Source organism: Amycolatopsis sp. NBC_01286 (assembly GCF_035982555.1).
Classification (GTDB): Bacteria; Actinomycetota; Actinomycetes; order Mycobacteriales; family Pseudonocardiaceae; genus Amycolatopsis.
This window is the reverse complement of sequence record NZ_CP108428.1, coordinates 909,373-933,355: the sequence shown is the minus strand read 5'-3', so window position 1 is coordinate 933,355 and position 23,983 is coordinate 909,373. Positions and strand designations below refer to the sequence as shown.

23 protein-coding genes are annotated in these 23,983 nt (G+C 70.7%); 8 read left to right on the top strand and 15 right to left on the bottom strand.

The genetic code is table 11. The annotated features are described in order from the left end of the window. Nucleotides 1-28: 28 nt before the first annotated feature. Together OG570_RS04370 and OG570_RS04365 are read right to left on the bottom strand one after the other, a co-directional pair. A complete protein-coding gene (locus tag OG570_RS04370; protein WP_326955688.1) occupies nucleotides 29-592 on the bottom strand; it encodes a snapalysin family zinc-dependent metalloprotease in 564 nt (187 codons plus the stop codon). A gap of 187 nt (nucleotides 593-779) precedes the next feature. Then, the gene (locus OG570_RS04365; RefSeq protein ID WP_326946526.1) at nucleotides 780-1,271 is read right to left on the bottom strand and encodes a winged helix-turn-helix transcriptional regulator; all 492 of its coding nucleotides are present in this window, start codon (nucleotides 1,269-1,271) and stop codon (nucleotides 780-782) included. A gap of 100 nt (nucleotides 1,272-1,371) precedes the next feature. On the opposite strand from OG570_RS04365, the gene OG570_RS04360 reads away from it, so the two are divergent. The 3 genes from OG570_RS04360 (at nucleotide 1,372) to OG570_RS04350 (ending at nucleotide 4,082) form a co-directional block, all read left to right on the top strand. Continuing rightward, on the top strand, nucleotides 1,372-2,076 hold the full coding sequence (locus OG570_RS04360; RefSeq protein WP_326955687.1) for an SDR family oxidoreductase: 705 nt from the start codon (nucleotides 1,372-1,374) through the stop codon (nucleotides 2,074-2,076). 144 nt (nucleotides 2,077-2,220) lie between these two features. After that, complete coding sequence (locus tag OG570_RS04355) at nucleotides 2,221-2,784, top strand: TetR/AcrR family transcriptional regulator (RefSeq protein ID WP_326951784.1); 564 nt, start codon at nucleotides 2,221-2,223, stop codon at nucleotides 2,782-2,784. Nucleotides 2,785-2,888: 104 nt separating this feature from the next. Further along, on the top strand, nucleotides 2,889-4,082 hold the full coding sequence (locus OG570_RS04350) for a cytochrome P450 (RefSeq protein WP_326955686.1): 1,194 nt from the start codon (nucleotides 2,889-2,891) through the stop codon (nucleotides 4,080-4,082). Between the two features lie 479 nt (nucleotides 4,083-4,561). Here the strand turns inward: OG570_RS04350 and OG570_RS04345 are convergent, their stop codons facing one another. Both OG570_RS04345 and OG570_RS04340 read right to left on the bottom strand, forming a co-directional pair. Continuing rightward, nucleotides 4,562-5,356, bottom strand: a complete 795-nt coding sequence (locus tag OG570_RS04345) for a siderophore-interacting protein (protein WP_326955685.1) — start codon at nucleotides 5,354-5,356, stop codon at nucleotides 4,562-4,564. Beyond that, nucleotides 5,353-7,626, bottom strand: coding sequence for an excinuclease ABC subunit UvrA (locus OG570_RS04340; protein ID WP_326955684.1), 2,274 nt, complete (start codon nucleotides 7,624-7,626; stop codon nucleotides 5,353-5,355). Before OG570_RS04340 ends, OG570_RS04345 begins: the two co-directional genes overlap by 4 nt. 76 nt (nucleotides 7,627-7,702) lie before the next feature. On the opposite strand from OG570_RS04340, the gene OG570_RS04335 reads away from it, so the two are divergent. Next, nucleotides 7,703-8,533 (top strand): TetR/AcrR family transcriptional regulator C-terminal domain-containing protein, encoded by an 831-nt coding sequence (locus tag OG570_RS04335; RefSeq protein WP_326955683.1) that lies wholly within the window; start codon nucleotides 7,703-7,705, stop codon nucleotides 8,531-8,533. On the opposite strand, the gene OG570_RS04330 is transcribed toward OG570_RS04335, so the two are convergent. The 8 genes from OG570_RS04330 to OG570_RS04295 all read right to left on the bottom strand — a co-directional run bounded on the left by OG570_RS04330 (nucleotide 8,475) and on the right by OG570_RS04295 (nucleotide 15,852). After that, nucleotides 8,475-9,269: a methyltransferase domain-containing protein gene (locus OG570_RS04330; protein ID WP_326955682.1), complete on the bottom strand. Its 795-nt coding sequence runs from the start codon at nucleotides 9,267-9,269 to the stop codon at nucleotides 8,475-8,477. The two genes, OG570_RS04335 and OG570_RS04330, sit on opposite strands and share 59 nt — an antisense overlap. Nucleotides 9,270-9,280: 11 nt before the next feature. Further along, nucleotides 9,281-9,511 (bottom strand): putative acetyltransferase, encoded by a 231-nt coding sequence (locus tag OG570_RS04325; protein ID WP_326955681.1) that lies wholly within the window; start codon nucleotides 9,509-9,511, stop codon nucleotides 9,281-9,283. Next, entirely contained in the window at nucleotides 9,508-9,738 is a 231-nt protein-coding gene (locus OG570_RS04320) for a glutaredoxin domain-containing protein (RefSeq protein ID WP_247061419.1), read from the bottom strand. Before OG570_RS04320 ends, OG570_RS04325 begins: the two co-directional genes overlap by 4 nt. Next, entirely contained in the window at nucleotides 9,735-11,852 is a 2,118-nt protein-coding gene (locus OG570_RS04315) for a phage holin family protein (RefSeq protein ID WP_326955680.1), read from the bottom strand. Before OG570_RS04315 ends, OG570_RS04320 begins: the two co-directional genes overlap by 4 nt. Further along, nucleotides 11,849-12,451, bottom strand: a complete 603-nt coding sequence (locus OG570_RS04310; RefSeq protein WP_247061421.1) for a DedA family protein — start codon at nucleotides 12,449-12,451, stop codon at nucleotides 11,849-11,851. The genes OG570_RS04315 and OG570_RS04310 overlap by 4 nt, the downstream gene beginning before the upstream one ends. Beyond that, entirely contained in the window at nucleotides 12,448-13,239 is a 792-nt protein-coding gene (locus OG570_RS04305) for an MBL fold metallo-hydrolase (RefSeq protein WP_326955679.1), read from the bottom strand. Before OG570_RS04305 ends, OG570_RS04310 begins: the two co-directional genes overlap by 4 nt. A 248-nt stretch (nucleotides 13,240-13,487) precedes the next feature. Continuing rightward, nucleotides 13,488-13,673 carry a hypothetical protein gene (locus OG570_RS04300; protein ID WP_326955678.1) on the bottom strand — a complete coding sequence of 62 codons (186 nt, stop codon included), beginning with the start codon at nucleotides 13,671-13,673 and terminating at the stop codon, nucleotides 13,488-13,490. A gap of 1 nt (nucleotide 13,674) precedes the next feature. Next, nucleotides 13,675-15,852 (bottom strand): terpene synthase family protein, encoded by a 2,178-nt coding sequence (locus tag OG570_RS04295; RefSeq protein ID WP_326959870.1) that lies wholly within the window; start codon nucleotides 15,850-15,852, stop codon nucleotides 13,675-13,677. Between the two features lie 268 nt (nucleotides 15,853-16,120). Between OG570_RS04295 and OG570_RS04290 the strand changes: the two genes are divergently transcribed. After that, nucleotides 16,121-16,411: a GNAT family N-acetyltransferase gene (locus tag OG570_RS04290; protein ID WP_326955677.1), complete on the top strand. Its 291-nt coding sequence runs from the start codon at nucleotides 16,121-16,123 to the stop codon at nucleotides 16,409-16,411. A 184-nt stretch (nucleotides 16,412-16,595) separates the two neighbouring features. Next, the gene (locus tag OG570_RS04285; RefSeq protein WP_326946539.1) at nucleotides 16,596-17,612 is read left to right on the top strand and encodes a S1 family peptidase; all 1,017 of its coding nucleotides are present in this window, start codon (nucleotides 16,596-16,598) and stop codon (nucleotides 17,610-17,612) included. A 123-nt stretch (nucleotides 17,613-17,735) separates the two neighbouring features. On the opposite strand, the gene OG570_RS04280 is transcribed toward OG570_RS04285, so the two are convergent. Both OG570_RS04280 and OG570_RS04275 read right to left on the bottom strand, forming a co-directional pair. Continuing rightward, nucleotides 17,736-18,365 (bottom strand): SAM-dependent methyltransferase, encoded by a 630-nt coding sequence (locus OG570_RS04280; protein ID WP_326946540.1) that lies wholly within the window; start codon nucleotides 18,363-18,365, stop codon nucleotides 17,736-17,738. A gap of 77 nt (nucleotides 18,366-18,442) precedes the next feature. Beyond that, nucleotides 18,443-20,029, bottom strand: a complete 1,587-nt coding sequence (locus OG570_RS04275; RefSeq protein ID WP_326955676.1) for a discoidin domain-containing protein — start codon at nucleotides 20,027-20,029, stop codon at nucleotides 18,443-18,445. 214 nt (nucleotides 20,030-20,243) lie between these two features. Here OG570_RS04275 and OG570_RS04270 point away from each other — a divergent pair, with 214 nt between their 5' ends. Beyond that, the gene (locus OG570_RS04270; protein ID WP_326946542.1) at nucleotides 20,244-21,473 is read left to right on the top strand and encodes a cytochrome P450; all 1,230 of its coding nucleotides are present in this window, start codon (nucleotides 20,244-20,246) and stop codon (nucleotides 21,471-21,473) included. An 8-nt stretch (nucleotides 21,474-21,481) separates the two neighbouring features. Here the strand turns inward: OG570_RS04270 and OG570_RS04265 are convergent, their stop codons facing one another. Continuing rightward, nucleotides 21,482-22,345 (bottom strand): SDR family NAD(P)-dependent oxidoreductase, encoded by an 864-nt coding sequence (locus tag OG570_RS04265; protein ID WP_326955675.1) that lies wholly within the window; start codon nucleotides 22,343-22,345, stop codon nucleotides 21,482-21,484. A gap of 397 nt (nucleotides 22,346-22,742) precedes the next feature. Here OG570_RS04265 and aspS point away from each other — a divergent pair, with 397 nt between their 5' ends. After that, complete coding sequence (aspS, locus tag OG570_RS04260; protein ID WP_326955674.1) at nucleotides 22,743-23,978, top strand: aspartate--tRNA(Asn) ligase; 1,236 nt, start codon at nucleotides 22,743-22,745, stop codon at nucleotides 23,976-23,978. Nucleotides 23,979-23,983: the final 5 nt, after the last annotated feature.

Here is a 23,983-nt window from a genome sequence, read left to right as displayed (position 1 = left end):
GGCCTCCCCCGACGACGTCAGCTGCGGGTCACTTGACCGGCATCGTCACTTCGTAGATGCGGGTCGGCGTGCCGGCCGCCGCGCGGAAACCGCTGGCCCACAGGGATTCCACCTGAGCGGACTCGTCCGCGTTCGGGTTCGCGTTGGTGCACGACGGGCCGGGGCCACCGCCCGACATCAGCTCGGTGCACGGGCCTTCGTAGTGGTCTGGCAGGCCCAGCGCGTGCCCGGTCTCGTGGGCCGTGATGCGGGTCTGGTTGTACTCCTCGGCCTGCGTGTAGTCGATGAAGATGGTGCCGCTGCCGTGGCCGTCGGTCTGGGCGTACGAACCCTGCGGGTCGTTGCCTTCGGTGTAGTGCAGCGTGGCGCCCGAGGAGCTTTCTTCGAGCTTGACGTTCGAGACCGCCGCGTTCCAGTTCGCCGCGCCGGCGTTGATCTGGGCGCGGAAGGTGGGGGCGTCCGAGGTGTCGTAGTAGACGATCGTGGCCGCTTCGGCCTGGGCCGGGGCCGCGAAGGCCGGGGCGGCGGTCATCGGGGTGGCGATCATCGCCAGTGCGACAGCGGCTCCGGGCAGCAGGTACTTCCTGGACATCGGGACGGCTCCTCGCGGTAGGGGCAGCTGTGGGGAATTTGCCGGGTTTGCGTGTGCTGTGGTCCGAATTTACGTATCCGGGCGCCGCTTGTGACCCGACTTTCGTACTGCGTGTTTAGTGGTGATTTACCAACCATTTTGCAGTGTTGACATGCGCTGCCACGCATACGAGGATGCCCCGCCGGGCTCAGGAGATCGGCTCGGCCAGCGGGATCTCACCTTCGCTCAGCCACGAGCCGCGCCACGCCAGATCGTCCCTGACCAGCGGTTTTCCGCAGCTGTCGCAGTTCGGGCCCGGCCGGGTGAGCTGTCCGCAGCCGGTGTGGACGAGCTTCATCGGGCCGTACGCGCTCACCGAATCGGTGTGGGCGTCACCCCACGCGCCGAGGGCGTGGAGCACCGGGAGCGCGTCCGAACCGGCCTGCGTGAGCCGGTATTCGTGCCGGGTGCGGCCGCCGTCGCGGTAGGGGAGCTTCGTCAGCAGCCCGCGGTCGACGAGCTTGCCGAGCCGGGTCGTCAGCACGTTGTCGGCGATGCCGAGCTCGCTGCGGAAGTCCTCGAACCGGGTCGTGCCCGCGGTGGCGTTGCGCAGGATCAGCAGCGTCCACGGCTCGGCCAGGACGTCGGCGGCGCGGGCGATCGGGCAGGAGGCGTCCTCCCAGGTGATGCGACGGCTCATGTGTGATCCCTTCGAGCTGGCTTGCTTGGAGCAAGTTTACGCCGTAGGGTCGCCGGTAGCTAGCTTGCAACGAGCAAGTCAGATGCGAGAGGAGCTCGACATGGAGATCACAGGTGCGGTGGCGCTGGTCACCGGGGCGAACCGCGGGCTCGGCCGGCAGTTCGCGGCCGCCCTCGTCGAACGAGGAGCGGCGAAGGTCTACGCGGCCGCGCGCAACCCGGAGTCGGTGGACCTGCCGGGAGTGATCCCGTTGCGGCTCGACGTCACGGACCCCGAATCGGTCCGCGCCGCCGCCGCGATCGCCGGGGACGTCACGCTGCTGGTCAACAACGCCGGCTCGTCCACTGGGGCGTCGGTGCTCGGCGGGTCCCTCGAGGACATCCGGCTGGAGATGGACACGCACTACTTCGGCACGCTGGCCGTGACGCGCGAGTTCGCGCCGATCCTGGAGCGCAACGGCGGCGGCGCCGTGCTCAACGTCCTTTCGGTGCTGTCCTGGTTCACCTCGCCGCAGGTCGCGGCCTACTCCGCGGCGAAGTCGGCGGCCTGGTCGCTGACCAACGCGCTGCGCCTGGAACTGGCGTCGCAGAAGACGCAGGTGACCGCGCTGCACGTCGGGTACATGGACACCGACATGGCCAAGCACGTCGACGGCCCGAAGATCGACCCGGCGGTCGTGGCCGGTCTCGCTCTCGAAGGTGTCGAACAGGGCCGCTACGAGGTGCTCGCCGACGACGTCAGCCGGGGAGTGCGCGCCGGGCTTTCCGGCGACCTGACCGGGCTGTACCCGAGCCTGACCGCCTGAGTCCACTTAGGACGGCGAGTGGCCGCCATGGTCATTCCGGGACCCCCGGAACACGGCCGCGGCGGCCACCGGCGTATGAATGGGCGGGTGCCGGACAACGCGGGAATCGGCCGTACCAGGAATCGTTGGGGCGAAGGGGATCGGCTGCGCGGGGAAATCCTCGCGGCCGCCGCCCGGCTGCTCGCCGAGCTCGGCGGCGAGGACGGGCTGACGATCCGCGGGGTGGCCCGCGCGGTCGGGATCGCCCCGGCCAGCATCTACCAGCACTTCGCCGACCGCGCGGAACTCGTGCAGGGGCTGCTGGACTACGAATACGCGCGGCTGCGCGACTCGATGCGCGCGGCGGAGGAGTCGCTCGGCGAGACCGACGTCGTCGGCCGGGTGCGGGCGCAGATCCACGCCTACTGCGCGTTCGCCATGGACCATCCCGGACATTACCGGCTGATGCTCGCGAACGGCGCGTCCCGGCCCGATCCGGACGCGCGTGCGGAAGGGCCGCTGCTGGACGTCATCGACGGGCTGGCCGCGGCGTTCGAGCGGTGCGTCGAAGCCGGCCACCCGCTGCGGGTTTCGCCGGGTCGCGCGGCCGCGGTGGTGTTCGTCGGCGCGCACGGGCGGGTCGCGCTGTTCCACAGCGTGCTGCACCGGACCGGGGCCGAGCTGGTGGAGCCGTTCGTCGACGAGCTGTTGTCCCTCGTGTTCGTGTGAACTTCCCGCTGTCGCCTGAACGGAGTGTGGCGGAGTCGCGACAAGATGCTTAGCATAGCTATGTAATTTCTTGTCGAACTGTGCGGCGGCTTCGGGAGGTCCTCATGACGGACGGTGTGCCCGCTTTTCCGATGACCCGGCGGTGTCCCTTCGACCCGCCGGCCGAGCTCGGGGAACTGCAGCGTGACGAACCGGTTTCCCGCGTCAAGCTGTGGAACGGCAGCACGCCGTGGCTGGTGACGCGCTTCGAAGACGTGCGCACGATCCTGCGCGACCCGCGGGTGAGCGCCGATTCCGACCGGCCCGGCTACCCGCACCAGAGCGCGGCGTCGGCGGCGCGGCGCAACCGCGTCAAGTCGTTCATCAACATGGACGGCGCCGAGCACGCGGCCCAGCGCAAGCTGCTGACCGGCGACTTCCTGGTCAAGAAGATGGAGGCGCTGCGCCCGGCGATCCAGAAGATCGTCGACGACCTGATCGACGACCTCCTGGCGGGCCCGAAGCCGGTCGACCTCGTGCCGGCGTTCGCGCTGCCGCTGCCGTCGCTGGTGATTTGCGAGCTGCTCGGGGTGCCGTACGAGGAGCGCGAGTTCTTCCAGGACATCACGAAGGTGATGATCTCGATGGACGCGTCGCCCGAAGGGGCCGTGAAGGCCACCGACGAGCTGCTCGCCTACCTTTCCCGCTTGGTGGAAAAGAAAGCGGCGTCCCCGGGCGACGACGTCCTGAGCCGCCTGGCGGTCTCGCAGCTGGGCACGATGACCGCCGAGCAGATCGCCGGGATGGGTCAGCTGCTGCTGGTGGCGGGCCACGAGACGACAGCGAACATGATCGCGCTCGGCACGGTGGCGCTGCTGGAGAACCCGGCCCAGCTGGAGCTGGTCCGGTCCGGCGACGCGGAACTGCTGCGCAGCGCGGTCGAAGAGTTGTTGCGGTACTTGAACATCACGCACTCGGGCCGCCGCCGCGTCGCCGTCGAAGACTTCGAACTCGGCGGTCAGGTCATCCACGCCGGTGATGGCATCATCGGCGCCTCGGACATCGCGAACCGCGACGACTCGGTGTTCGACACACCGGACGAGCTGGACGTCACGCGCGGCGCCCGCCACCACGTCGCTTTCGGCTACGGCGTGCACCAGTGCCTCGGCCAGACGCTGGCCCGGGTCGAGCTGCAGGTGGTCTACGGCACGCTCTACCGCCGGATTCCCGCGCTGCGGCTGGCGGTTCCGGTCGAGGAGCTGGAGTTCAAGAACGACATGCTGGTCTACGGCGTCCATTCGCTGCCGGTCACGTGGTGAGGATTCTGGCGGATTCCGGTTCTCTCGGATTCCGGTTCTGTCGGTGCTCACCGGTAGCCTGGAATTCGGGGGCTTCTCGTCGCTCCTGAGCTGCTGATTCGCTTGCGCCGCAACGGAAATCTCGCTGCGCTCGGCGTTCGCGAGGATCACCCGGTTTAGCGATGGTGTTCGCACGCGTGTTCGGTAACGTGGGATTCGTGACGACAACGATTCTCAGCCGCGTGTTCCGGTTCCTGCGCCGCGCCCGGTCAGAGCGCGCTCCGGCCGGCGTCGAGATCCGCGGCCAAATGGCCGGTGAGGCGCGCGTCGATGTCCTGTCGTGGCGCCAGTTCCAGCCCGGCCCGCCGGTCGATCGCCTCCAGAGTAGCGCGGAGACAACCGGCCGGCGGCCGCGGTTGTGCGGGAACTGCCGAGCACCTCTGCCGATGGGCGGGACCTGTGGCAAACCCGGGCAGTGCTCGGCTCGGACCGCGAGCCCGTCAGCCGAGCTTTTCGGCGGCGTCCGCCAGATCTTCCGGCGTGGGCGCGTCGTCCTGCGTGAGCTTGCGGCGCCAGTAGCCGGTGAACTCGATGTCCCGTTTACCGAGCCCGCGCTCGCCCACCAGGTGCCGGCGCAGCGCCCGGACCACCCCCGCCTCACCGGCGAGCCACGCCGAGACCGAGCCGTCGCCGAGCTTCGCCTCGCGCACCGCGTCCAGCAGCGCGGCCCCGTGCGGGGCGCCGTACCGGTGCAGCCAGTGGACGTTGCCGGGCAGCGGTTGCTCCTCGGCCGCGTCCGGGACCTCCAGGAACACCACCGCGTTGTCCACTTCGGACAACAGGGAGGAGACCGCGGGGATCGCCGTCTCGTCCCCGGCCAGCAGCACCGTGTCGGCCACAGGGAGCGGACGGCGGTAGGCCGCGTCCGGGCCGTACCGGCCGAGGACGTCACCCGGAGCCGCCGTGCGCGCCCAGCTCGTGGCCGGGCCGCCCGCGTCGCCGTGCAGGACGAAGTCGACGTCGATCTCGGCGAGCGCCGGGCGCCGGTCGCGCACCGTGTAGCTGCGCATCACCGGCCGCTCTTCGGCCGGGATCGCCAGGAACGCCTGGTACCAGCGCATGACGTCGCCGTCGGCGGAAGGCAGGCGCACCGGGCGTCCCGGCGGCGGGAACATCAGCTTCAGCTGCTGGTCCGGCCACGCCTCCAAAGCCTCCAAGCCCTCGCCGGTGAAGGTGACGCGCACCGTGCGCGGGGTCACCCGGTGGACCGCCGTCACGTCGAGCAGGCCCGTCACGGCTTCCCCAGGTACTCGCGCAGGTGGCGGGCGGTCAGGGTGGTGGCGTCGGCGACCAGCGCAGCCGGCGTGCCCTCGAAGACCACGCGGCCGCCGTCGTGGCCGGCGCCGGGGCCGAGGTCGATCAGCCAGTCGGCGTGGGCCATCACGGCCTGGTGGTGCTCGATGACGATCACCGTGTTGCCCGCGTCGACGATCCGGTCGAGCAGCGCGAGCAGCTGGTCGACGTCGGCCAGGTGCAGCCCGGTCGTCGGCTCGTCGAGGATGTACGTCGAGCCGTGCTCGGCCATCCGGATCGCCAGCTTGAGCCGTTGCCGCTCACCGCCGGACAGGGTCGTCAGCGGCTGCCCGAGCGTCAGGTAGCCGAGGCCGACGTCGGCGAGCCGGTTCAGCACCGCCCGCGCGTTGCCGGACGGGAAGAACTCGCGCGCCTCGGTGACCGGCATCGCCAGCACCTCGCTGATGTTCTTGCCCCGCAAGGTGTACGTCAGCACGTCGGGCGTGAAGCGCTTGCCTTCGCACTCCTCGCAGACCGACGCGACGCCGGCCATCATCGCCAGGTCCGTGTAGACGAGCCCGAGGCCCTTGCACTTCGGGCAGGCACCTTCGGAGTTGGCGCTGAACAGGCTCGCCTTGACCCCGTTGGCCTTGGCGAACGCCGTCCGGATCGGGTCGAGCACGCCGGTGTAGGTGGCCGGGTTCGACCGCCGCGAACCGCGGATCGCCGACTGGTCGACCACCACGACACCGTCGCGGTGGGCCAGGGAGCCGTGGATCAGCGATGACTTCCCGGACCCGGCGACACCGGTGACCACGGTCAGCACGCCGAGCGGAACGTCGACGCTGACGTCGCGCAGGTTGTGCAGGCTGGCGCCGGTGATCCGGAGGTGCCCGGCCGGCGCGCGGACCTCCGGGCGCACGGTGACGCGGTGGTCGAGGTGGCGCCCGGTGAGCGTGCCGGACGCGCGGAGGCCGTCGAGGTCGCCGGTGTAGCAGAGCCGTCCGCCGGCCTTGCCCGCGCCGGGACCGAGGTCGACGACGTGGTCGGCGATCCCGATGGTCTCCGGCTTGTGCTCGACGACCAGGATCGTGTTCCCCTTGTCCCGCAAGCAGAGAAGGAGGTTGTTCATCCGCTCGATGTCGTGCGGGTGCAGGCCGACGGTCGGCTCGTCGAAGACGTACGTGACGTCGGTGAGGCTCGAACCCAGGTGGCGCACCATCTTCACGCGCTGCGCCTCGCCGCCGGACAGCGTGCCCGACTCGCGGTCCAGCGAGAGGTAGCCGAGGCCGATCTCGACCAGCGAGTCGAGCGTGTCGCGCAGGTTGCCCAGCAGCGGCGCGATCGAGGGTTCGTCGAGCTTCCGGACGAACTCGGCGAGGTCGCTGATCTGCATGGCCGAGCAGCCGGCGATGTTCCGGCCGTCGATCGTCGACGAGAGCGCGGCCTGGTTCAGCCGGGCGCCGCCGCAGGTGGCGCAGGTGCTGAAGGCCGCCGCCTTCTCGATGAACCCGCGCAGGCGCGGCTGCAGCGACTCGGTGTCCTTGTGCAGGTAGAGGCGCTTGACCTTCACCGCGAGGCCCTCGTAGGTGACGTTGGTCTTGCCGACCTTCACCTTGCAGGAGTCCTTGTGCAGCAGGTCGTCGAGCTGCTGCGGGGTGTAGTCCCGGATCTTGGCGTCCGGGTCGTAGAAACCGGAAGCGAGGTAGGTCTGGACGTACCAGGTGTCCGGGGTGAAGCCGGGTACCTGGATGGCGCCGTCGTTGAGGGACTTGTCGAAGTCGAGCAGGGCGCGGACGTCGAGGTCGGACACCCGGCCGAGACCCTCGCACGCCGGGCACATGCCCTCGGGCAGGTTGAAGCTGAACGCGCCGGACGTACCGACGTGCGGCTCGCCGAGCCGGGAGAAGGCGATGCGCAGCATCGTGTGGGCGTCGGTCGCGGTGCCGACGGTCGAGCGGGAGTTGGCCCCCATCCGCTCCTGGTCGACGACGATGGCGGCGCTCAGGTTCTCCAGCAGGTCGACGTCCGGGCGCGAGAGGTTCGGCATGAACGATTGGAGGAAGGCACTGTAGGTCTCGTTGATCATGCGCTGGGACTCGGCCGCGATGGTGCCGAAGACGAGGGACGACTTGCCGGAGCCGGACACGCCCGTGAACACCGTCAGCCGGCGTTTCGGGATGTCCAGGTCGATGCCGGTCAGGTTGTTCTCCCGGGCCCCCCGGACCTCGATCACGTCGTGGGTGTCGGCGGCCCGCCTGGGTGAGGTCATACCGTCCTTCTTGATACTTTAGGCTGTAAGGTGATTGCTCTGGTAACAATACTTTAGGCTGTAAGGAGTCGGCAAGGTGGTCGTCTTCGCCGGTCAGGGCGACGCCCGGCGGTCCATGGAGCTGCTGTGGGGCCCGCGCGTCGGCGCCCCGCGCACCGGTCCCGGGCCCAAGCCGGGGCTGAGCGTCGAGGCGATCGTCGGCGCGGCGATCGGGATCGCCGACGCCGACGGCATGGCGGCGCTGTCCATGCGCTCGGTCGGGGAGCGGCTCGGCCGCACGGCGATGGCGCTCTACACGTACGTGCCGGGCAAGACCGAGCTGGTCGACCTGATGTACGACCGGACGCTCGGCGAGCTGCCCGGGGACCCCGACCTGGCAAGTGGCTGGCGGGCGGCGGCGCTGGCCCTGGCCGACGAGCTGTGGGACCTGCACCTGCGTCACCCGTGGCTGCTGCAGGTCTCCCCGGCGCGGCCGGTGCTCGGGCCGGGGGAGTTCCACGTGCAGGAGACGCTGCTGCGCGTCCTGGCGGAGACGGGCCTGCCGCTGCCGCGCGTGCGCTGGGTGGTGTCGGCGCTGTTCAACGTCGTGCGCGGCTCGGTCCAGTCGGCGGCGGAGTCGCGTCAGGCGTCGCGCGAGACGGGGCAGTCCGAAGAGGACTGGTGGTACGCCCGCTCGGCGTTGCTCGGCGAGCTGGTCCCCGACCTCCCGGCCCGCTTCCCGACGGTGTCGGCCCTCGGCGCGGACATGGCCGCGGTCCCGGACGGCGAGCCCTACCTGGAGCGCGAGGCGCGGCTGTCGTTCGAGGCGGGGCTGGAGCTGCTGCTCGACGGCGTCGAAGCGGCGATCGTCAGGGCTTCCGGGCCTCGATCTTCCGACCCTCGTTCTTCCGGGCCTCGTTCTTCCTAGCTTCGATGAGGAACCGGGTCGTGTGGGCGACGAACGGGCCGTCGCGCTCGATCAGGTCGTGCAGCTCCCGCAGGCGCGGCCGGTACTGCTCGACCGTGAATCCCGGGACCATCCAGATCACCTTGCGCAGGAAGTAGACCACCGCGCCGATGTCGCGGAATTCGGTGCGCAGCGACTCCGAGCGCAAGTCGACGACCTCGAGACCGGCCTCCGAAGCCGCGGCGACGGCGTGGTCCGGGTGGCGGCCCTCGCGGACGTCGGCCGGCTGCGGGCCGAGGAAGTACTCGACCAGCTCGAACACGCTCGCCGGGCCGACCTGCTGGGAGAAGTACGTCCCGCCCGGGCGCAGCACGCGGGCGATCTCGGCCCACCACGTCCGGACCGGGTGGCGGCTGGACACGAGGTCGAACAGGTCGTCCGCGAACGGCAGCGGCGGTTCGTCCGAAGTCGCCACCACGACGACTCCGCGCGGCCGCAGCAACTCCGACGCGACAGCGACGTTCGGCGGCCAGGACTCCGTCGCCGCCATCAGTGGTGGCAGCGCCGGGCAGCCGTCGAGGACCTCGCCGCCGCCGGTTTCCAGGTCGAGGGCCGCGTGGACGTCGGCGAGGCGTTCGCCCAGCAGCCGCTGGTAGCCCCACGACGGGCGTTGCTCGGTCGCGCGGCCGTCGAGCCACGAGAAGTCCCAGCCGTCGACGGACACCGCGTCGGCTTCGGCCACCAGTTCGTCGAACATGGTCCCGATCGTCACAAAGCCGGGGGCGCGCCACCAGCCGATTTCCGCGCCGGCGGCGGCGGTACCGGCTTGGCCAGGGTGACGGCGTCGAAGTCCACCACCACCGGGCCGCGGCGGGTTTCGATCGTGCACGTCGTTTCGTCGCGGGCGACCAGCAGGCCGAGCGCGTCGGTGAGGCCGCCCTCGACGCGGTAGCGCGCCACGACCCGCGTCCCGATCGGCAGCTCTCGCAGCAGTTTCACAACCGCGAACCCAGCTCGGCGTCGGACGGCTCGACCAGGAAGGTGCCGTCGTCCCAGACGATCGTCGGGATGCGGCGTTCGCCGTCCTGCAGCGAGCGGACGCGCGCCTCGGCGGCCGCGTCCGCCTCGACGTCCACATAGGAGTACTCGACGCCTTCGCGGTCGAGCAACGCGCGGCTGCGCTTGACATCCGGGCACCAGGAAGCGCCGTAGACCGTCAGTTTCACGAAGCGACCTCCGAAGCGGCAGGGGTTTCGGCCGAAGCCGGGGCGGGGTGGCCCAGGTGCGTCAGCCAGCCGCGGAAGACCCGGTGCAGGGCCTCCGCGCCGACGACGTCGCCGGGCGGCGGGAACTCACGCGGGTGCACGACGAAGCCGCGCTGCTGCGGGCCGCCGAGGCCGCCGTGCGAGCCGACGTGCGTCTCGAACGGCGACGACTGGTCCGTCTCCGGGTCGTAGTTGCTGTTGATCATCACGTCGGCGCAGTGCGGGAACGTGTCGACGCGGCGCACCAGGTCCGCGGCGTGCGGGCCGTAGCGCAGCAGCGGGTCCTCGCCGATGACGACGCCGGTGGCGAGCCGGTGCAGCCCGTCGCGGCCCAGCACGACCGGCCCGAACTCGCGGCTGCGCACCAGCAGGAACCCGACGCCGGGGTGGTCCACCAGCGACGGCAGCAGGTCGGGGAACTCGCGCTCGATCGTCTCCAGCTCGACGCGGCCTTCGTGCTCGGTGAACGACACCATCGCGGTGTGCCCGGACACGACCGCGACCACGCCGGGCGCCACGCGCGTGACCGCGCCAGGAGAACCTGACTCCGTGCGCGGCCGGTCCTCGCCGCCTTCGGCGTTCTCGACGCGGCCCCGCAGCCGGCGCGCGATCAGGCCGCCGCTCTTGGTGGCCTCCGCGAGCGCCGCGTTGATCTGCCAGCTCTCGGCCTGGCGGCGTTTCCCCGAAGCCGCTGACGGCGAGCCGCCGCACAGCCGGCCGACGTACGCCTCGATCGTCTCGCCGAACCGCTGCGAGAACGCCTGGCCCTGGGTCTGGCCGTGGTCCGACAGCGCGACGACGTGGTAGCGGCGCGAGGAAAGCCGGCTCGCCCGGTGCAGCCGGGCGATCTGCTGGTCGATCGAGCGCAGTACCGACAGCGTGTCGAAGCGCTCGATGCCGGAGTGGTGCGCGACCTCGTCGTAGCCGAGGAAGTCGGCGTAGACGACCGGCCGTCCGGCCAGCATGTCGCCGAGGATCGCCGAGACGACGACGTCGCGCGCGATCACCGTCGTGCCCGGCCGGGCCAGCGGGTACCAGCCGCCGCGCGGGATCCGCGGCACGACGCCGGCGCGGCGCTGGCGGACCGACGCGCTGATCTCGCGGAAGACGTCGGCGAGGGCGACGACGAACGTCCGCAGCGCGTTGACCGGGTTCGCGAAGTAGGCGTAGTAGCCCGCGCCGAGGCGGTCGCGGTGCCGGTGGCGCAGGCCCTTCGGGACCAGCACTGGGATCGAGCTCATGGTGAGGCTGACGTGGTCGGCGTCGCCGGAGAACAGGTTGCCGCGGCTCGCGCCGTCGCCCGAGAGGAGGCCGCGCCCGTCGGAGTGGCGCCGTTCGATCTCGGCCGCGTCGGTCGGGTGCGCACACGCCATCACGTGGTCGCGGTCCTTTTCGTACCAGCGGAACCCGAGGATGTCGTGGTTGGAGCCGTGCAGGATGCCGCAGACGCTCGCGCCGGTCTGGGAGCTCCAGTCGGTGTGCCACTGCGTCAGCGCGTGGCTGTCCTCGGCGAGCCACGCGGCGAACGTCGGCATGTCACCGTCGCGGATCGCGCGGCGGACGGTGTCGTACCCGAGGCCGTCGATCTGCAGGAACACCACGCCGGGCGGCTGTTCGGCGTCGCCGGGCCCGGCGGCGTGCCGGCGACGGCGGCGGTTCGCGCGGCGGAAGAAGATCTCGTCCTCGTCGATGGCCAGCAGGCTGGAGATCACCGCGCCGACGCCGGCCATGGCCACGGTGACGATCACCGCGGTCCGGAAGCCGACGATCTCGACGCCGGGGACCGTCTTGAACACGGCGAGCGTGCCCGCGCCGAGCAGCAGGAATCCGAAGAGGCCGAAGGTGAAGAACGCGAGCGGGTAGGCGATCCGCATGACCAGCGGCCAGACGAACGCCGCCAGCACCCCCAGCAGCAGCGCGCACACCGTCGGCTGCCACCAGTGCGTCATCCGGAAGCCGGACAGCAGCACGTCGAGCAGGCGCAGCGCGCCGGTCACCGCCACCCACACCAGCAGGACGCGGGCGACGACCCGGCCGCCCCGCAGCAGCCGGCCCTTCGGCGCGGTCGTCGTCAAGCTCGGTCTCCCGTCTTCTCTTTCGCCTCGGCTTTGGTGCGCCGCCGGCGGGCGATCAGGTTCAGCAGCACGGTGACCAGCAGGACCAGCACCGTCGCCAGCAATGTCGCGATGAGCGGTGAGTCGAAGATGCCGCCGCTGACGATGCCGAGCAGGCTGTAGGCGACCGCCCAGAGCACGCACGCGACGAGCGCGGCGGGCAGCAGGCGCCGCCACGGGTAGCTAAGCGCGGCCGCCGCGAGCAGCACCGGGATCCGGCCGGCCGGGACGAGCCTGCCGATCACGACGATCTGCCAGCCGCGGCGGGCGAACTGGTCACGCGCCTTCTCGAGCCGTTCGGCGGGCTGGCGGCGGCTGATCCAGCGGAACGCGGCTTCGCTGCCCAGGCGCGGGACGCCGAACGTCACGACGTCACCGACGTACGCGCCGAGCGTGGCCAGGACGATCACCAGCGGCAGCGACAGGTGGTCGGTGGTGGTCGCGACGGCGGCCGCGGCGCCGACCACCGCGCCGGTGGGCACGATCGGGATGATCGAGCCGAGCAGCACGCCGCCGAACAGCACCGGGTACCCGATGGCGGCCGGATCGGTCCAGTTCACGCCCGGTCCGTCGAGGCCGGGAGCACGACGTCGGCGCCGGGCTCGGTGAACAGGACGCCGGTGGCGATCTTCGCCGCGGCCACGTGGGCCGCGAACTCCCGCGGCGGGTCGGCGAGCAGCCGCCGCATGCGCGTGGTGCGCCGGATGCCGGGGAGGGCGAGCGTGCCCCAGTGCACCGGCACGACCGCGCGGGCTTGCAGCAGGCCGGCGGCCTCGGCGGCGCGGGCCGGGTTCAGGTGGCCGGGCCCGAGGTTCGGCCCCCAGCCCCAGACGGGCAGGAGCGCGACGTCGACCGGGCCGAACGTGGCCATGCCGTCGAAGAGGTCGGTGTCACCGGCGTTGTAGACGCGCAGGCCCTCGCTGTCGATCAGGTGGCCGATGGCCGGGCTCTGCGGGCCGTGGGTGAGGCGCGGGCCCCAGCGGTGTCCGGAGTGGATGGCCTCGGTCGCGGTGATGGTGAGGCCGCCCTCGGTGAGCGTCTCGCCGGGCGCGATCTCCTCGACGGCGGTGAAGCCCTTCTTGGCGAGCCAGCTCCCGGCCCCGCGCGGCACGACGATCCGGGTCCGCCGGCCGACGAGCTTCAGCGACGGCACGTGCAGGTGGTCGCCGTGCAGGTGCGACAGCAGCACGAGATCGACGCCGGCGTACGCGTCCGGCGGGGGCGGCGGCACGACCCGGGTCAGCCCGCCGACCCGGGCGGTGAGCACGGGATCGGTGAGGACGACGCGGTCACCGAGCTCGAGCCGGACGGTGGAATGGCCGAGGAAACGCAGGTTGAAGCCGCTCACGCCCTTGAGTATCGCCTTCTCGCGCCGGGAATGCCCGGCGGAGTGGCGCGAACGACGCGACCGATGTGATCCGAGCGCCGCCGCACGTGATCAGAACGCCGACACGTGTGTCTGGAGGGTCGGCTCGCGTGTCTGGGAGGTCGACACGCGTGATTAGAGGGTCGACACGGCGACACGGGAGCCTGCGCGCCGTGTCGACCCTTCACTCACGCGAGTTGACTCCCCGGTCACGCGAGCCGGCGGTTCCGTCACACCCGGACTCGGCGGCGGAGCCTGCGGGACGATCGGATCAGCCGGACCCGCAGGCGTCTTCGGGCTCGGCGCAAGCGCGCCCGGAGGTCGGTGCGCAGCGCCTGCTCGGCCTCGCGGTGCATGCCGACCGCGCGCAGCAGCCGGGCGATTTCGCACTGCTTCGTGGTCGGGGAGCCCGGCACGTCACCGCCCGCTGGGGAGCAGGGACGAGATGCGCAGCGACGACGTGCCGATGCCCGTCGGGCCCTGCCACGCCGAGGCCGCCATCGGATGGTAGTTCAGCTCCTTCTCCGTGTAGCGGCCCACGTTCTCGTGCCAGTTGACGATGCCCGCCATCCAGTCGCGGAACTCTTCGACGTACTCCAGCAGCATCTCCTGGACGTCCGGGTCGATGGCGTAGTCGCGGAACAGCGCCGGCAGCTCGATCGCCGCCGCGTGCTTGAACTCCGCCAGGCGGGCCTTCATCAGGTCGTCGACGACGCCGAACGCGCGTTCCTCGGAGCAGTCGAGGAAGTTCTGCACCACCAGCACCGCGTTGTGCAGCTCGCCCTCGTACTGGATCTCCTTGCGGTAGGAGAAGACGTCGTTGACCAGGCACGCGTAGTCGGTCGCCGCGTGCTCGATCGCCTGGACCGGGCGCGTGCGGTACAGCTCCGGCGGCACCGCGCGGCCGTGCGAGAAGCGCGAGAGGCTCATCGTGAGGTCCGAGCCGAACGTCCGGCGCCGCATCTCGACGTAGTCGATCGGGTCCGGGATGCGGTTCTGCGCCTGGTTCACCAGCTCCCACAGCCAGCTCGACGTCATCGAGTCGACGGCTTTCCGCACCGTGCGGCGGTTTTCGGGCGACATCCCGGCGGTGGTGCGCGGCCAGACGTCGGCCAGCCCGACCTCCAGCGCGTTCGTCGGCGTCGGCGTGGGTTCGCCGTCCACCGGCATGAACAGCGACAGCCGCGCGTTGCACGCCTTCGCCCCGGCGAGGTCGCGGGTCGCGCCGAACACGATCGGGTAGTAGTCGTCGGCGAACGTGCCCCAGGTCAGCCAGTCGCTGGTGACGTCGAGCTGGTCGGCGGCGGCGTCCGGGTGGATGCCCGCCGCGCACAGCGGGAGGTCGGTGGCGCGCAGCTTCCGCTCGTCCCACACCACGCCGTCGAGGAAGCCCATCCGCCGCGCCCAGTCGACGTTGCGGACGCGGCACGCGTCCAGGTGCGGGCTCAGCCGCAGCGGGAACGGCAGCTCGACCGGCGGCCGCTCGATCTCGACCGCGCGGAACGGCGTGCTCGAGTACGACCGCAGCCGTTGCGGCGCCGTCGCGAGCACCGACGAGAAGATGCGCGCGGCCGACGTCCCGAGCCCGGTGGCGGTGCCCAGCTCCGGGCCGCCGCGGGATTCCAGGGCGCCTTCGTTCATGTAGCGGCTGGAGCGCAGGTGCCACTCGTGCCCGCCGGACTGCCAGTCCTGCAGGCCCTTGACGTAGGCGAACGTCGCCATCCGCGACGCCGGGTCGACGGCGTGCTCGTCGAACAGCGCCGGGACCTCGGTCAGCGCGGTGTGCTCGAACTGGTGCAGCCGCGAGGTGATCAGGTCGTTGACGGCGTCGGCCGCCTGCTGCGTCGTCAGCCCGAGGAACTTCTCGAACACGAGCACGCCGTTGGACAGCTCGCCCTCGTCCTCGACCTCACGCTGGTAGGAGAACAGGTCGTTGCGCAGGTGGACGCCGTCGGCGAAGCAGTCGCGCAGCACCTCCATCGGCCGGGCCGCGGCGATCGCGTCCGGCACCTCGGCGTGCACCGAGTGCTCGACGAGGTTCGCCGACCACGGCGCGCCGCCGACCTTCCGGCGCATCTCGATGTACTCGATCGGGTTGGAGAGCCGGCCTTCGTTGATGTTGGCGAGTTCCCACAGCGACTCTTCGAGCAGCGCCTTCGTGCTCTCGATGAAGCGACGCCGCCAGCCGGCGGAGCGGTGCGGGATCGTCCGGTTCCAGAGGTCGGTGAGGCCGCGCTCGACCGGGTTCTCCGGGGTGTCGGTGATCGCGCCTTCGGCGGGCATGAACAGGTTCAGCCGGTCGAGGTAGCCGCGGGCGCTGTCGATGTCGCCGGTGCGCTTGTACAGCTCGAGGAAGTGGTCGTCGAAGTAGAAGACCCAGACGTACCAGTCGGTGATCAGGTCGAGCTCTTCGGCGCCGGCGTCCGGGTGGGTGTAGGCGCAGAGCAGGGCGTAGTCGTGGGAGTCGAGGTCGTGCTCGTTCCAGATCACCGTGCCGTGCTGCGGGACGTCGATCATGTCCATCGCGTACGCCCAGGCCTTGCTGTGCTCGCGGGCGCCCTCGAGGTGCGGGTTCAGCCGCGCCGGGTAGGGCATGTAGAACTCGGGGAGGACGAACGGCTGCTGCGGCACGCGGGTGAGGCCTTTCCGTTGCGGCGCTGGCGGTTTCCGACACGATGAGGCAACCAAAAGCAGCCGGGCGCGCCAAGGGTCTCGGTCGGGTTGCACACGAACGGGAAGCCGCTGTCCCCCGGGCGGCCCAGTCGGGTTCACGGCCCGGGCGCGCGAGGCGGCCGGCTGTCGCACGATGGGGGAAGCTCCGGCGGCCGTCCGGTGTTCACGCCGCAGAGAGAATGGAGTGCCGATGACCAAGGTGACCGACAACCCCGCCGAGAGCCGTTACGAAGTGTGGTCGGACGAAAAGCTGGCCGGCTTCGCCGCGTACGACCAGCGGGGCGACCTGACCGTGTTCACCCACACGGAGATCGACGACGCCTTCGCCGGCCAGGGCCTGGGCAAGGTGCTCGCGGCGGGCGCGCTCGACGACGTCGTCGCGAAGGGCGGGACGATCGTGCCGGTCTGCCCGTTCATCGCCGGGTACCTCCGGAAGCACCCGGACTACGAGGCGCACGTCCGTTGGCCGTCTGGGTCTTGAGCCGAAGGGACTACACCAGGCGTTTGTTACGCCGAACGCAGTAGTGGCACGGAGTCGCCGCGTCCTGAGTGCGAGGTATGTCCGGTTCTGCTGGTTATTAACCAACCTTAGTCGGTGGTGCGTTGGTTGCTCGGCAACCAAAGTGACCGGCGCAGGCTTCGAACCGGCAAACTGGAGGAAGTTGATGACTCCCCGGAAGACCGCTCTCAAGACCTTCGCCGTGTTGTCGGCCGCGGCGCTGACGTCCGGCGTGTGCGCGTCGGCGGCCACCGCGTCCCCACTGGCCTTCTCCGAGATGCAGGCCAACGCCGTCAGCAACGCCACGCAGGTGGCGGGCTCGCTCGGCGCCACCTCCGGTGGCATCTACCTGGAGAACGGCAAGGCCGTCGTGAACGTGACCGACGACGCGTCGGCGCAGAAGGTGCAGGCCGCGGGCCTCACCGCGAAGAAGGTCAAGCACACCTTCGCCGCGCTCACCGGCGTCAAGAACTCGCTGGACGCCGTGAAGAACGTCCCGCAGACCGCGTGGGGCATCGACACCAAGACCAACCAGGTCGTGGTGAAGGTCTACGACTCGGCCAGCAAGGAGACCGCCGACAAGGTCACCGCGGCCGCCGCGCAGTACGGCGACAGCGTCCGGGTCGAGCACCGCACCGGCAAGCTCGAACTGCACATCGCCGACGGTGACGCGATCCAGAACGACCAGGGCCGCTGCTCGCTCGGCTTCAACGTGACGCGCGGCGGGGAGCCCTTCCTGCTCACCGCGGGCCACTGCACCAACCTCGGCGGCACCTGGGCCGGCGGTGACGTCTCCGGCGCCACGGTCGTCGAGAGCGACTGCCCCGACGCCGACTCCGGCCTGCTGACCCGCCCGAACGGCACCGGCCCGAGCGAGATCAACACCGGCCAGGCGATCACCAGCGCCGCGGAGCCGACGGTCGGCGAGCAGATGGAGAAGCAGGGCTCGACCACCGGTGGCGGCAGCGGCGAGGTCACCTCGGTCGACGAGTCGGTCAACTTCGACGTCGGTGTCCTCAACCACGAGTTCGGCACGACCGCGCACACCGACCACGGTGACTCGGGCGGCCCGGCGTACGACGGCTCGAAGGGCCTCGGCACGCTGTCCGGTGGCGACACCGTGACCAGCTACTTCTACCCGCTCACCCTGGAGCTCTCGAGCTACGGCCTCGAGCTCGCCTGATCCACACTCCGGTGGAACACCCGCGAGGGCCTCTTCACACGCGTCGAGGGCGCGTGAAGAGGCCCTCGCGGCATTTCGGGAAGCGGCACTTTCACGTGAAAGTGCCGCTTTCGGGAGTCGCTGTCAGGATTCGAGGCGCTTCGCGCGGTAGACCGCGTCGGTGTGGTGGCCCTCGCCGCGCGTCTCGCACGTCTCGACGACCCACTCCCGGGCGTCGCCCAGGTAGTTCGTGATCTCCTCCGGCTCGAAGAACAGCTCCTGCGGCGGCGCCTCGCCGCCGAACTCCCGCATCGCCCTCGGCGAGTGTCCGACGATCAGCAGCGAACCGCCGGGCCGGACCGCCGCCGCGGCCGCCGTGAACACGTTCTTCCGCAGGTCCGGCGGCAGGTGCATGTACTGCGCCGAGATCAGGTCGTAGGTCTCCTCGGGCCGCCAGGTGAGGATGTCGCGGTGCAGCCACCGAACGTCCACGCCGCGTTCCTTGCCCGCGGCTTCGGCGCGGGACAGTGCGAGGGTCGAGATGTCGGCGCCGTCGACCGTCCAGCCCTGCTGGGCCAGCCAGATCGCGTCGCCGCCTTCACCGCTGCCGAGGTCGAGGGCGTGCCCGGGTTTCAGCCCGGTCACCTCGCTCTCCAGGTTGCGGTTCACGTTCCCGCTCCAGATCCGGTGCTCGTCACGCTGGTAGAGCGCTTCCCAGAACTCCTGCTTGAGCATGTTCTCGACGGTCACCGGCTGCTCGTGGGTGTGGGCCATGGTTCCTCCTCGGGGACGTCCTCCCACCATGCGGAGAACGTCCCCGGGAAGGCAAATCTAGTTGCCGGTTCGGCAACTTACGGGGTGCCGTACACCTGCATCTCGTACAGCGAGTAACCGTACGCCGTGCCGCGCGTGACGCCGTTCATCCGCACGTACCGGCCGCTGCCGGCGAGCCCGGTCAGGTCGTCCGTGGCGCCGTTGCCGGTGGTGGTGCTGTAGATCGTCGTCCAGGTCGTGCCGTCCGGCGAGGTCTGGATGCTGTACGCCTTCCCGTACGCGGCCTCCCAGGTCAGCTTGACGTGCGAGACGGCCTTGGTCGCGCCGAGGTCGATGCGCAGCCACTCGGACGCGGTCTCCTTGCTGGCCCAGCGGGTGCCGGTCAGGTTGCCGTCGAAGGCCGCGCTCGCCGGGTAGGACGTCGACTCGGTCGACGACGCCGTCGCCGTCTTGCCTTGCGAAAGCAGCGTCTCCTGACCGCCGCTCCCGCCGGTCACGGTGACCCCGAGTGACGCGGTGTTCGTGCCGCCCGTGATGGTGATCGTCGCCGAGCCGGGGGTGGCGTTCGCGGCGGCGGTGACCGTCGCGGTCGAGGTGCCGCCGGCCGGCACCGACGTCGGGGAGAAGGCCACGGTGACGCCCGCGGGGGCGCCGCTCGCGGACAACGTGCCGGACGCCGCGCCGGTGGCCGTCACGGTGGCGGTCACCGAAGCGCCGGGCGCCACCGAAACCGCCGACGGCGTCACGCTGAGGCCGGTGGAGCTGCCGGCCGCGGTGAACGTCCAGCGGGCCTGGTCACCGGAGCAGCTGCCCGCAGTGAGTGCCGTGCCCGAAGCGCGGAAGCACTTCTTGCTCGTCTGGATGTCGGAAATGGTGCCGTCCGGGTTGATCGACCACTGCTGCGCCGGGCCGCCGGTGCAGGTCTGCAGCACGATCGAGCTGCCGGAGATGCCCGCGCACTTGTCGTTGTGCACGAGGAACGCGCCGTGGAAGGTGAAGCGCTGGGCGTCGCTTCCGGTGCAGGCGGCGACCTTCAGCGTCGTCCCGCTGCTCGGCGCCTCCAGGCACGTGCTGGTCGAGTTGTTGCGGTACTGGCCGACCGTGGTGTTCGGCTGCGCGCCGCCGTAGCAGGCGCCGGAGCTGGTGTTGAAGATCGGCGTCGAGTCGTACGGTTCGGTCGACGGCGGGTCGACCACCACCGGCTCCAGCACCGGCGTGTTGTCGGCGTTGTAGTGCGTCAGAGCGTCTTCGCAGTCGATCGCGTCGAAGGCGCTGCCGCCCTGGCCGCCGAGCCAGAGGTCGATGTGCCGCAGGTTGGGGCCGCCGTTGGGGCCCCGGCCGTTCCAGTCGTCGGAGCACTCGTCGCAGCCGTCCTCCATGATGAAGTACTTCTTCACCCGGGGCACCCAGACCTTGGTGCCGGCCTTGAGCTCGGACGTGCTGGTGGCGAACGTGATCGGGTCGGTGTAGGTGCCCTTGCCGCCGGCGGTGTCGTGGATCTGCGGGTAGGCGATGTCGCCGCCGGGCGGGGTGTTGTCCCACCAGCCGTAGAAGGTGAGGAACGTCGGTTGCGTGGTCTCCGCGCTCGCCGGGGTGCCGCCGGCGAGGGCGCCGGCCAAAGCGAGGAAAAGGGTCACGACGAGCACGAAAGCGCGCCGGGTCATGCTGCCTCCGGGAGGAGTGGACGGACGATGACTGCGGCGTGCGTCCAGGTTCGCGGTGCGGCGTCGGCGCGTCAAGACCTATTCGTAAAGTTCTCTAACGAACGCCGTCCGGACTGGTCCATCCGGGTCGGATGTGGGTCGGACGTCCCACGACGGCGCCGGACGTCTCCATGGTGGAAGTGTCCAGACCACCGGTAGAGAGGCGTGATCCGCTGTGACGGCAGCATCCGACACCCCGGCCCTCCCGACGACGCGACCGGCCGGATGCCCGTACGACCCACCCGAGAACTACGCGACGTTGCGCGAAGAGGCGCCGACGTCGCAGGTCCGCTGCCCGGCGGGCATGGACGCCTGGCTGGTCACGCGCTACAGCGACGTGCGCGCGGTGCTCGCCGACCGCACGATGAGCTCGCGCGGCGCGTCTTCGGTGCACGTGAACGCCGGCGCCGAACGTGACCTCGACATCGAGGTCGCCCCCGGCTCGATCATCCAGCTCGACGGCAAGGACCATTCGCGGCTGCGCAAGATGGTGCTCGCGGAGTTCACCGTGCGGCGGATCGAGGCGATGCGGACCTACGTCCAGGGGCTGGTCGAGAGCCACCTCGACGCGATGCTCGCGAAGCCCGGCGAAGCCGATCTGGTGCGGGACTTCGCGTTGCCGATCCCGTCGCTGGTGATCTGCGAGCTGCTCGGCGTCCCGTACGCCGACCGCGAGCGGTTCCAGCGTCAGAGCTCGACGCTCGTCAGCACCGACACCACCCGTGAACAGGGACAGCAGGCCTACGAAGAGCTTTCCGGGTTCCTGGCCGCGCTCTTCGTGGACAAGCAGGAGAATCCGCAGGACGACTTGTTCAGCCGGCTGATCGCCCGGGGTCGTGAAACGGGTGACGCGCTCACCATGGAAGAGCTGGTGATGCTCGGGCTCAGCCTGCTGGTGGCCGGGCACGAGACGACGGCCAACATGATCGCGCTCAGCACGCTGGTGCTGCTGGACCACCCGCAGCAGCGCGAAGTCGTGCTGGCGGCACCGGAACGCGCCGTCGAGGAGCTGCTGCGGTACCTGTCGGTGGTGCAGTTCGGGGTGCTGCGCTACGCCACCGAAGACGTCCAGGTCGGGGCCCGCGCGGTGAAGGCGGGGGAGTGGCTGGTCGCCGCGCTGAACTCGGCCAACCGCGACGAGGAGCTGTTCCCGGCGGCCGACAAGCTCGACTTCCACCGCGAGTCGCCGCGCACGCACGTCGCCTTCGGGTTCGGCGCGCACCAGTGCATCGGCCAGCAGCTGGCGCGCGTCGAACTGCAGGAGGCACTGACGCGATTGTTCCGCCGGGTGCCGGACCTGCGGCTCGCGGTGCCGCGGGAGTCGTTGGCGTACAAGCACAACACGCTCGTCTACGGCGTTCGCGAGCTGCCGGTCGCCTGGGGTGGAACAGTCACGCAACCCTAGTTCCGGGTTCAGTTCCGCGCGAGGCGGCTGAAGTCCCGCTGCGTGGCGTCGTCGGCGTCGGTGCGGCGGGACGTCTCGGCCCACGCGTCGATCTCGGCGATCTTGGCCTCGTCGGTGGCGCGGATCAGCATGACCGCGTCGGAGCCCAGTGGCAGCCGCAGCGGCGGCTCGGCCAGGTCGGCGAGCTCGGTGATCACGCGGCCGGCCTTGGCCGGGTCGCTGGTGGCGAGCTGCTCCGGGCCGCGGATGTGCTCGATCATCGGGTTCAGCACCGGCGCGTAGGCCGCGCTCGGCTCGATGAACGACATCGACGAGCCGGCCCAGTCGGTGCGGATCCCGCCCGGCTCGACGATGGTCACCTTGACGCCGAACGGCTTCATTTCATTGGCCAGCACGCCGGAAAAGCCTTCGACGCCGTGCTTCGCCGCCGAGTACGCGGCCAGGCCGACCCCCGGCGCGATCCGGCCGCCGACGGTGGAGATCTGGATGATGTGCCCGTGGCCCTGCTCGCGCAGCACCGGGATCGCCGCGCGGGTCACCGTGACCACGCCCATCAGGTTCGTCTCGATCTGGGCGCGGAACTGCGCCGCCGGGGTGTCCTCGATGGACCCGAAGTCGGCGTAGCCGGCGTTGTTGACGACGACGTCGATGCGGCCGAACCGCTCGACGGCCGCGGCGATGGCCCGGTCGGCGGCGGCTTCGTCGGTGACGTCGAGCGCGACGGCCAGCGCGCGGTCCGCCGGCAGGTCGCCGAGGCTGCGCGGGTCGCGGGCGGTGGCCACGACGGAGTCGCCCCGCTCCAGGGCGGCGTCGACGATCTCCCGGCCGAGGCCGCGCGACGAGCCGGTGACGAACCAGACTTTGCCGGTCATGGGATGTCCCTTCCTGACTGAATACTCATTCAACAGGGACGGTAGGCCTGCCCGCCAAGACTGTCAACTGAACGTTCATTCAATAGTGGCGTGACGTCGGCCACGCCCGAAAATGCCGTGCGCGCTGCGCCGCGGCCGGGCTAACCTCCCGGCCAACGCGCTGATGGAGCCGAGTAGCCCCGGGAGCGCACGGGTCCAGAGAGCCGCCGGCAGCTGGGAAGGCGGTCCCGTGTCCCGCGGTGAAGACCCTCCGGAGTGCGGGGAGGAAATGCCCCGCCGGCCGGCCCCCGTCACGGGCCACGAGAGGCCGTCCCCGGACGGTGAAAGTGCGGTGGCACCGCGAGTTCCCTTATCGCCCGCACTCCCAAGGGGTCACGTCGCCTGCGAAGGGCCCACGATGATCTCCCGAACCTTGACCGCCGACCTGCCCCGGCACGTCGGCACCCACGTCCGCGTCGCCGGGTGGGTACACCGCCGTCGTCGCCTGAAATCCGTCACGTTCCTCGTGCTCCGGGACCGCTCCGGCACCGCGCAGGTCGTGCTGCGCTCCGACGTCGTGCCGCCGCCGGAGGAGACCGTGGTCGAGGTGCGCGCGACCGCGACGGCGAATCCGCGCGCGCCCGGCGGCGTCGAGCTGACGTCGGCGTCAGTGGTCCCGCTGTCGGAACCGGCGTCGCCACCGCCGTTCGACCTCTTTCGGCCCGCGGTTTCGACGTCGCTGCCGACGATCCTCGACCACGCACCGGTCGCCCTGCGGCATCCGCTGCTGAAGGCGCGGTTCGCGGTGTCCGCGGCCGCCGTCGCCGGGTTCCGGTCCACTTTGGACGGTCTCGGCTTCACCGAGACGCACACGCCGAAGATCGTCTCGTCGGCAACCGAGTCGGCCGCGAACGTCTTCGGCGTCGACTACTTCGGCCGCCGCGCCTACCTCGCGCAGTCGCCGCAGTTCTTCAAGCAGGCGCTGGTCGGGGTGTTCGAGCGCGTCTACGAGGTCGGCCCGGTCTTCCGCGCCGAGCCGCACGACACCGCGCGTCACCTGGCGCAATACACCAGCCTCGACGCCGAACTCGGGTTCATCGAAGACCACCACGACGTCATGGCCGTGCTGCGGGAGGTGCTCGCCGGGATGGCCGGGTCGGTCGCCTCGCTCGGCGTCGCCGTCCCGGAGGTGCCCGCCGAGATCCCGGAGCTCCATTTCGCCGACGCCCAGGAGATGCTGGGGAAGGACGAACTCGACCTGGCGCCCGCCGACGAGCGGTGGCTGTCGGACTGGGCGGTGCGCGAGCACGGGTCGGAGTTCCTGTTCGTCACGGGCTACCCGATGGCGAAACGGCCGTTCTACACCCACCCGGACCAGGCGCGGCCCGCGTACTCGAACAGCTTCGACCTGCTGTTCCGCGGGCTGGAGCTGGTGACGGGCGGCCAGCGGCTGCACCGCCACGCCGACTACGTCGCGGCGCTCGGCGGTGAGGTCGCGGACTACGGCGACTACCTGGCGGTGTTCGCGCACGGCATGCCGCCCCACGGCGGTTTCGCGCTGGGCCTGGAAAGGTGGACGGCGCGGCTCCTCGGAGTCGCCAACATCCGGGAGGTCACGCTGTTCCCGCGCGACCTGCACCGGCTGACCCCGTGAGGAGC

What these genes read in the sequence shown, in the direction of transcription:
- OG570_RS04280 (WP_326946540.1), bottom strand. Translation starts at nt 18,365, where the DNA reads ATGGCCCACACCCACGAGCAGCCGGTGACCGTCGAGAACATGCTCAAG.
- OG570_RS04370 (WP_326955688.1), bottom strand. Translation starts at nt 592, where the DNA reads ATGTCCAGGAAGTACCTGCTGCCCGGAGCCGCTGTCGCACTGGCGATG.
- OG570_RS04290 (WP_326955677.1), top strand. Translation starts at nt 16,121, where the DNA reads ATGACCAAGGTGACCGACAACCCCGCCGAGAGCCGTTACGAAGTGTGG.
- OG570_RS04360 (WP_326955687.1), top strand. Translation starts at nt 1,372, where the DNA reads ATGGAGATCACAGGTGCGGTGGCGCTGGTCACCGGGGCGAACCGCGGG.
- OG570_RS04365 (WP_326946526.1), bottom strand. Translation starts at nt 1,271, where the DNA reads ATGAGCCGTCGCATCACCTGGGAGGACGCCTCCTGCCCGATCGCCCGC.
- OG570_RS04285 (WP_326946539.1), top strand. Translation starts at nt 16,596, where the DNA reads ATGACTCCCCGGAAGACCGCTCTCAAGACCTTCGCCGTGTTGTCGGCC.
- OG570_RS04330 (WP_326955682.1), bottom strand. Translation starts at nt 9,269, where the DNA reads ATGTTCGACGAACTGGTGGCCGAAGCCGACGCGGTGTCCGTCGACGGC.
- OG570_RS04340 (WP_326955684.1), bottom strand. Translation starts at nt 7,626, where the DNA reads ATGACCTCACCCAGGCGGGCCGCCGACACCCACGACGTGATCGAGGTC.
- OG570_RS04350 (WP_326955686.1), top strand. Translation starts at nt 2,889, where the DNA reads ATGACGGACGGTGTGCCCGCTTTTCCGATGACCCGGCGGTGTCCCTTC.
- OG570_RS04295 (WP_326959870.1), bottom strand. Translation starts at nt 15,852, where the DNA reads ATGCCCTACCCGGCGCGGCTGAACCCGCACCTCGAGGGCGCCCGCGAG.
- OG570_RS04275 (WP_326955676.1), bottom strand. Translation starts at nt 20,029, where the DNA reads ATGACCCGGCGCGCTTTCGTGCTCGTCGTGACCCTTTTCCTCGCTTTG.
- aspS (WP_326955674.1), top strand. Translation starts at nt 22,743, where the DNA reads ATGATCTCCCGAACCTTGACCGCCGACCTGCCCCGGCACGTCGGCACC.
- OG570_RS04265 (WP_326955675.1), bottom strand. Translation starts at nt 22,345, where the DNA reads ATGACCGGCAAAGTCTGGTTCGTCACCGGCTCGTCGCGCGGCCTCGGC.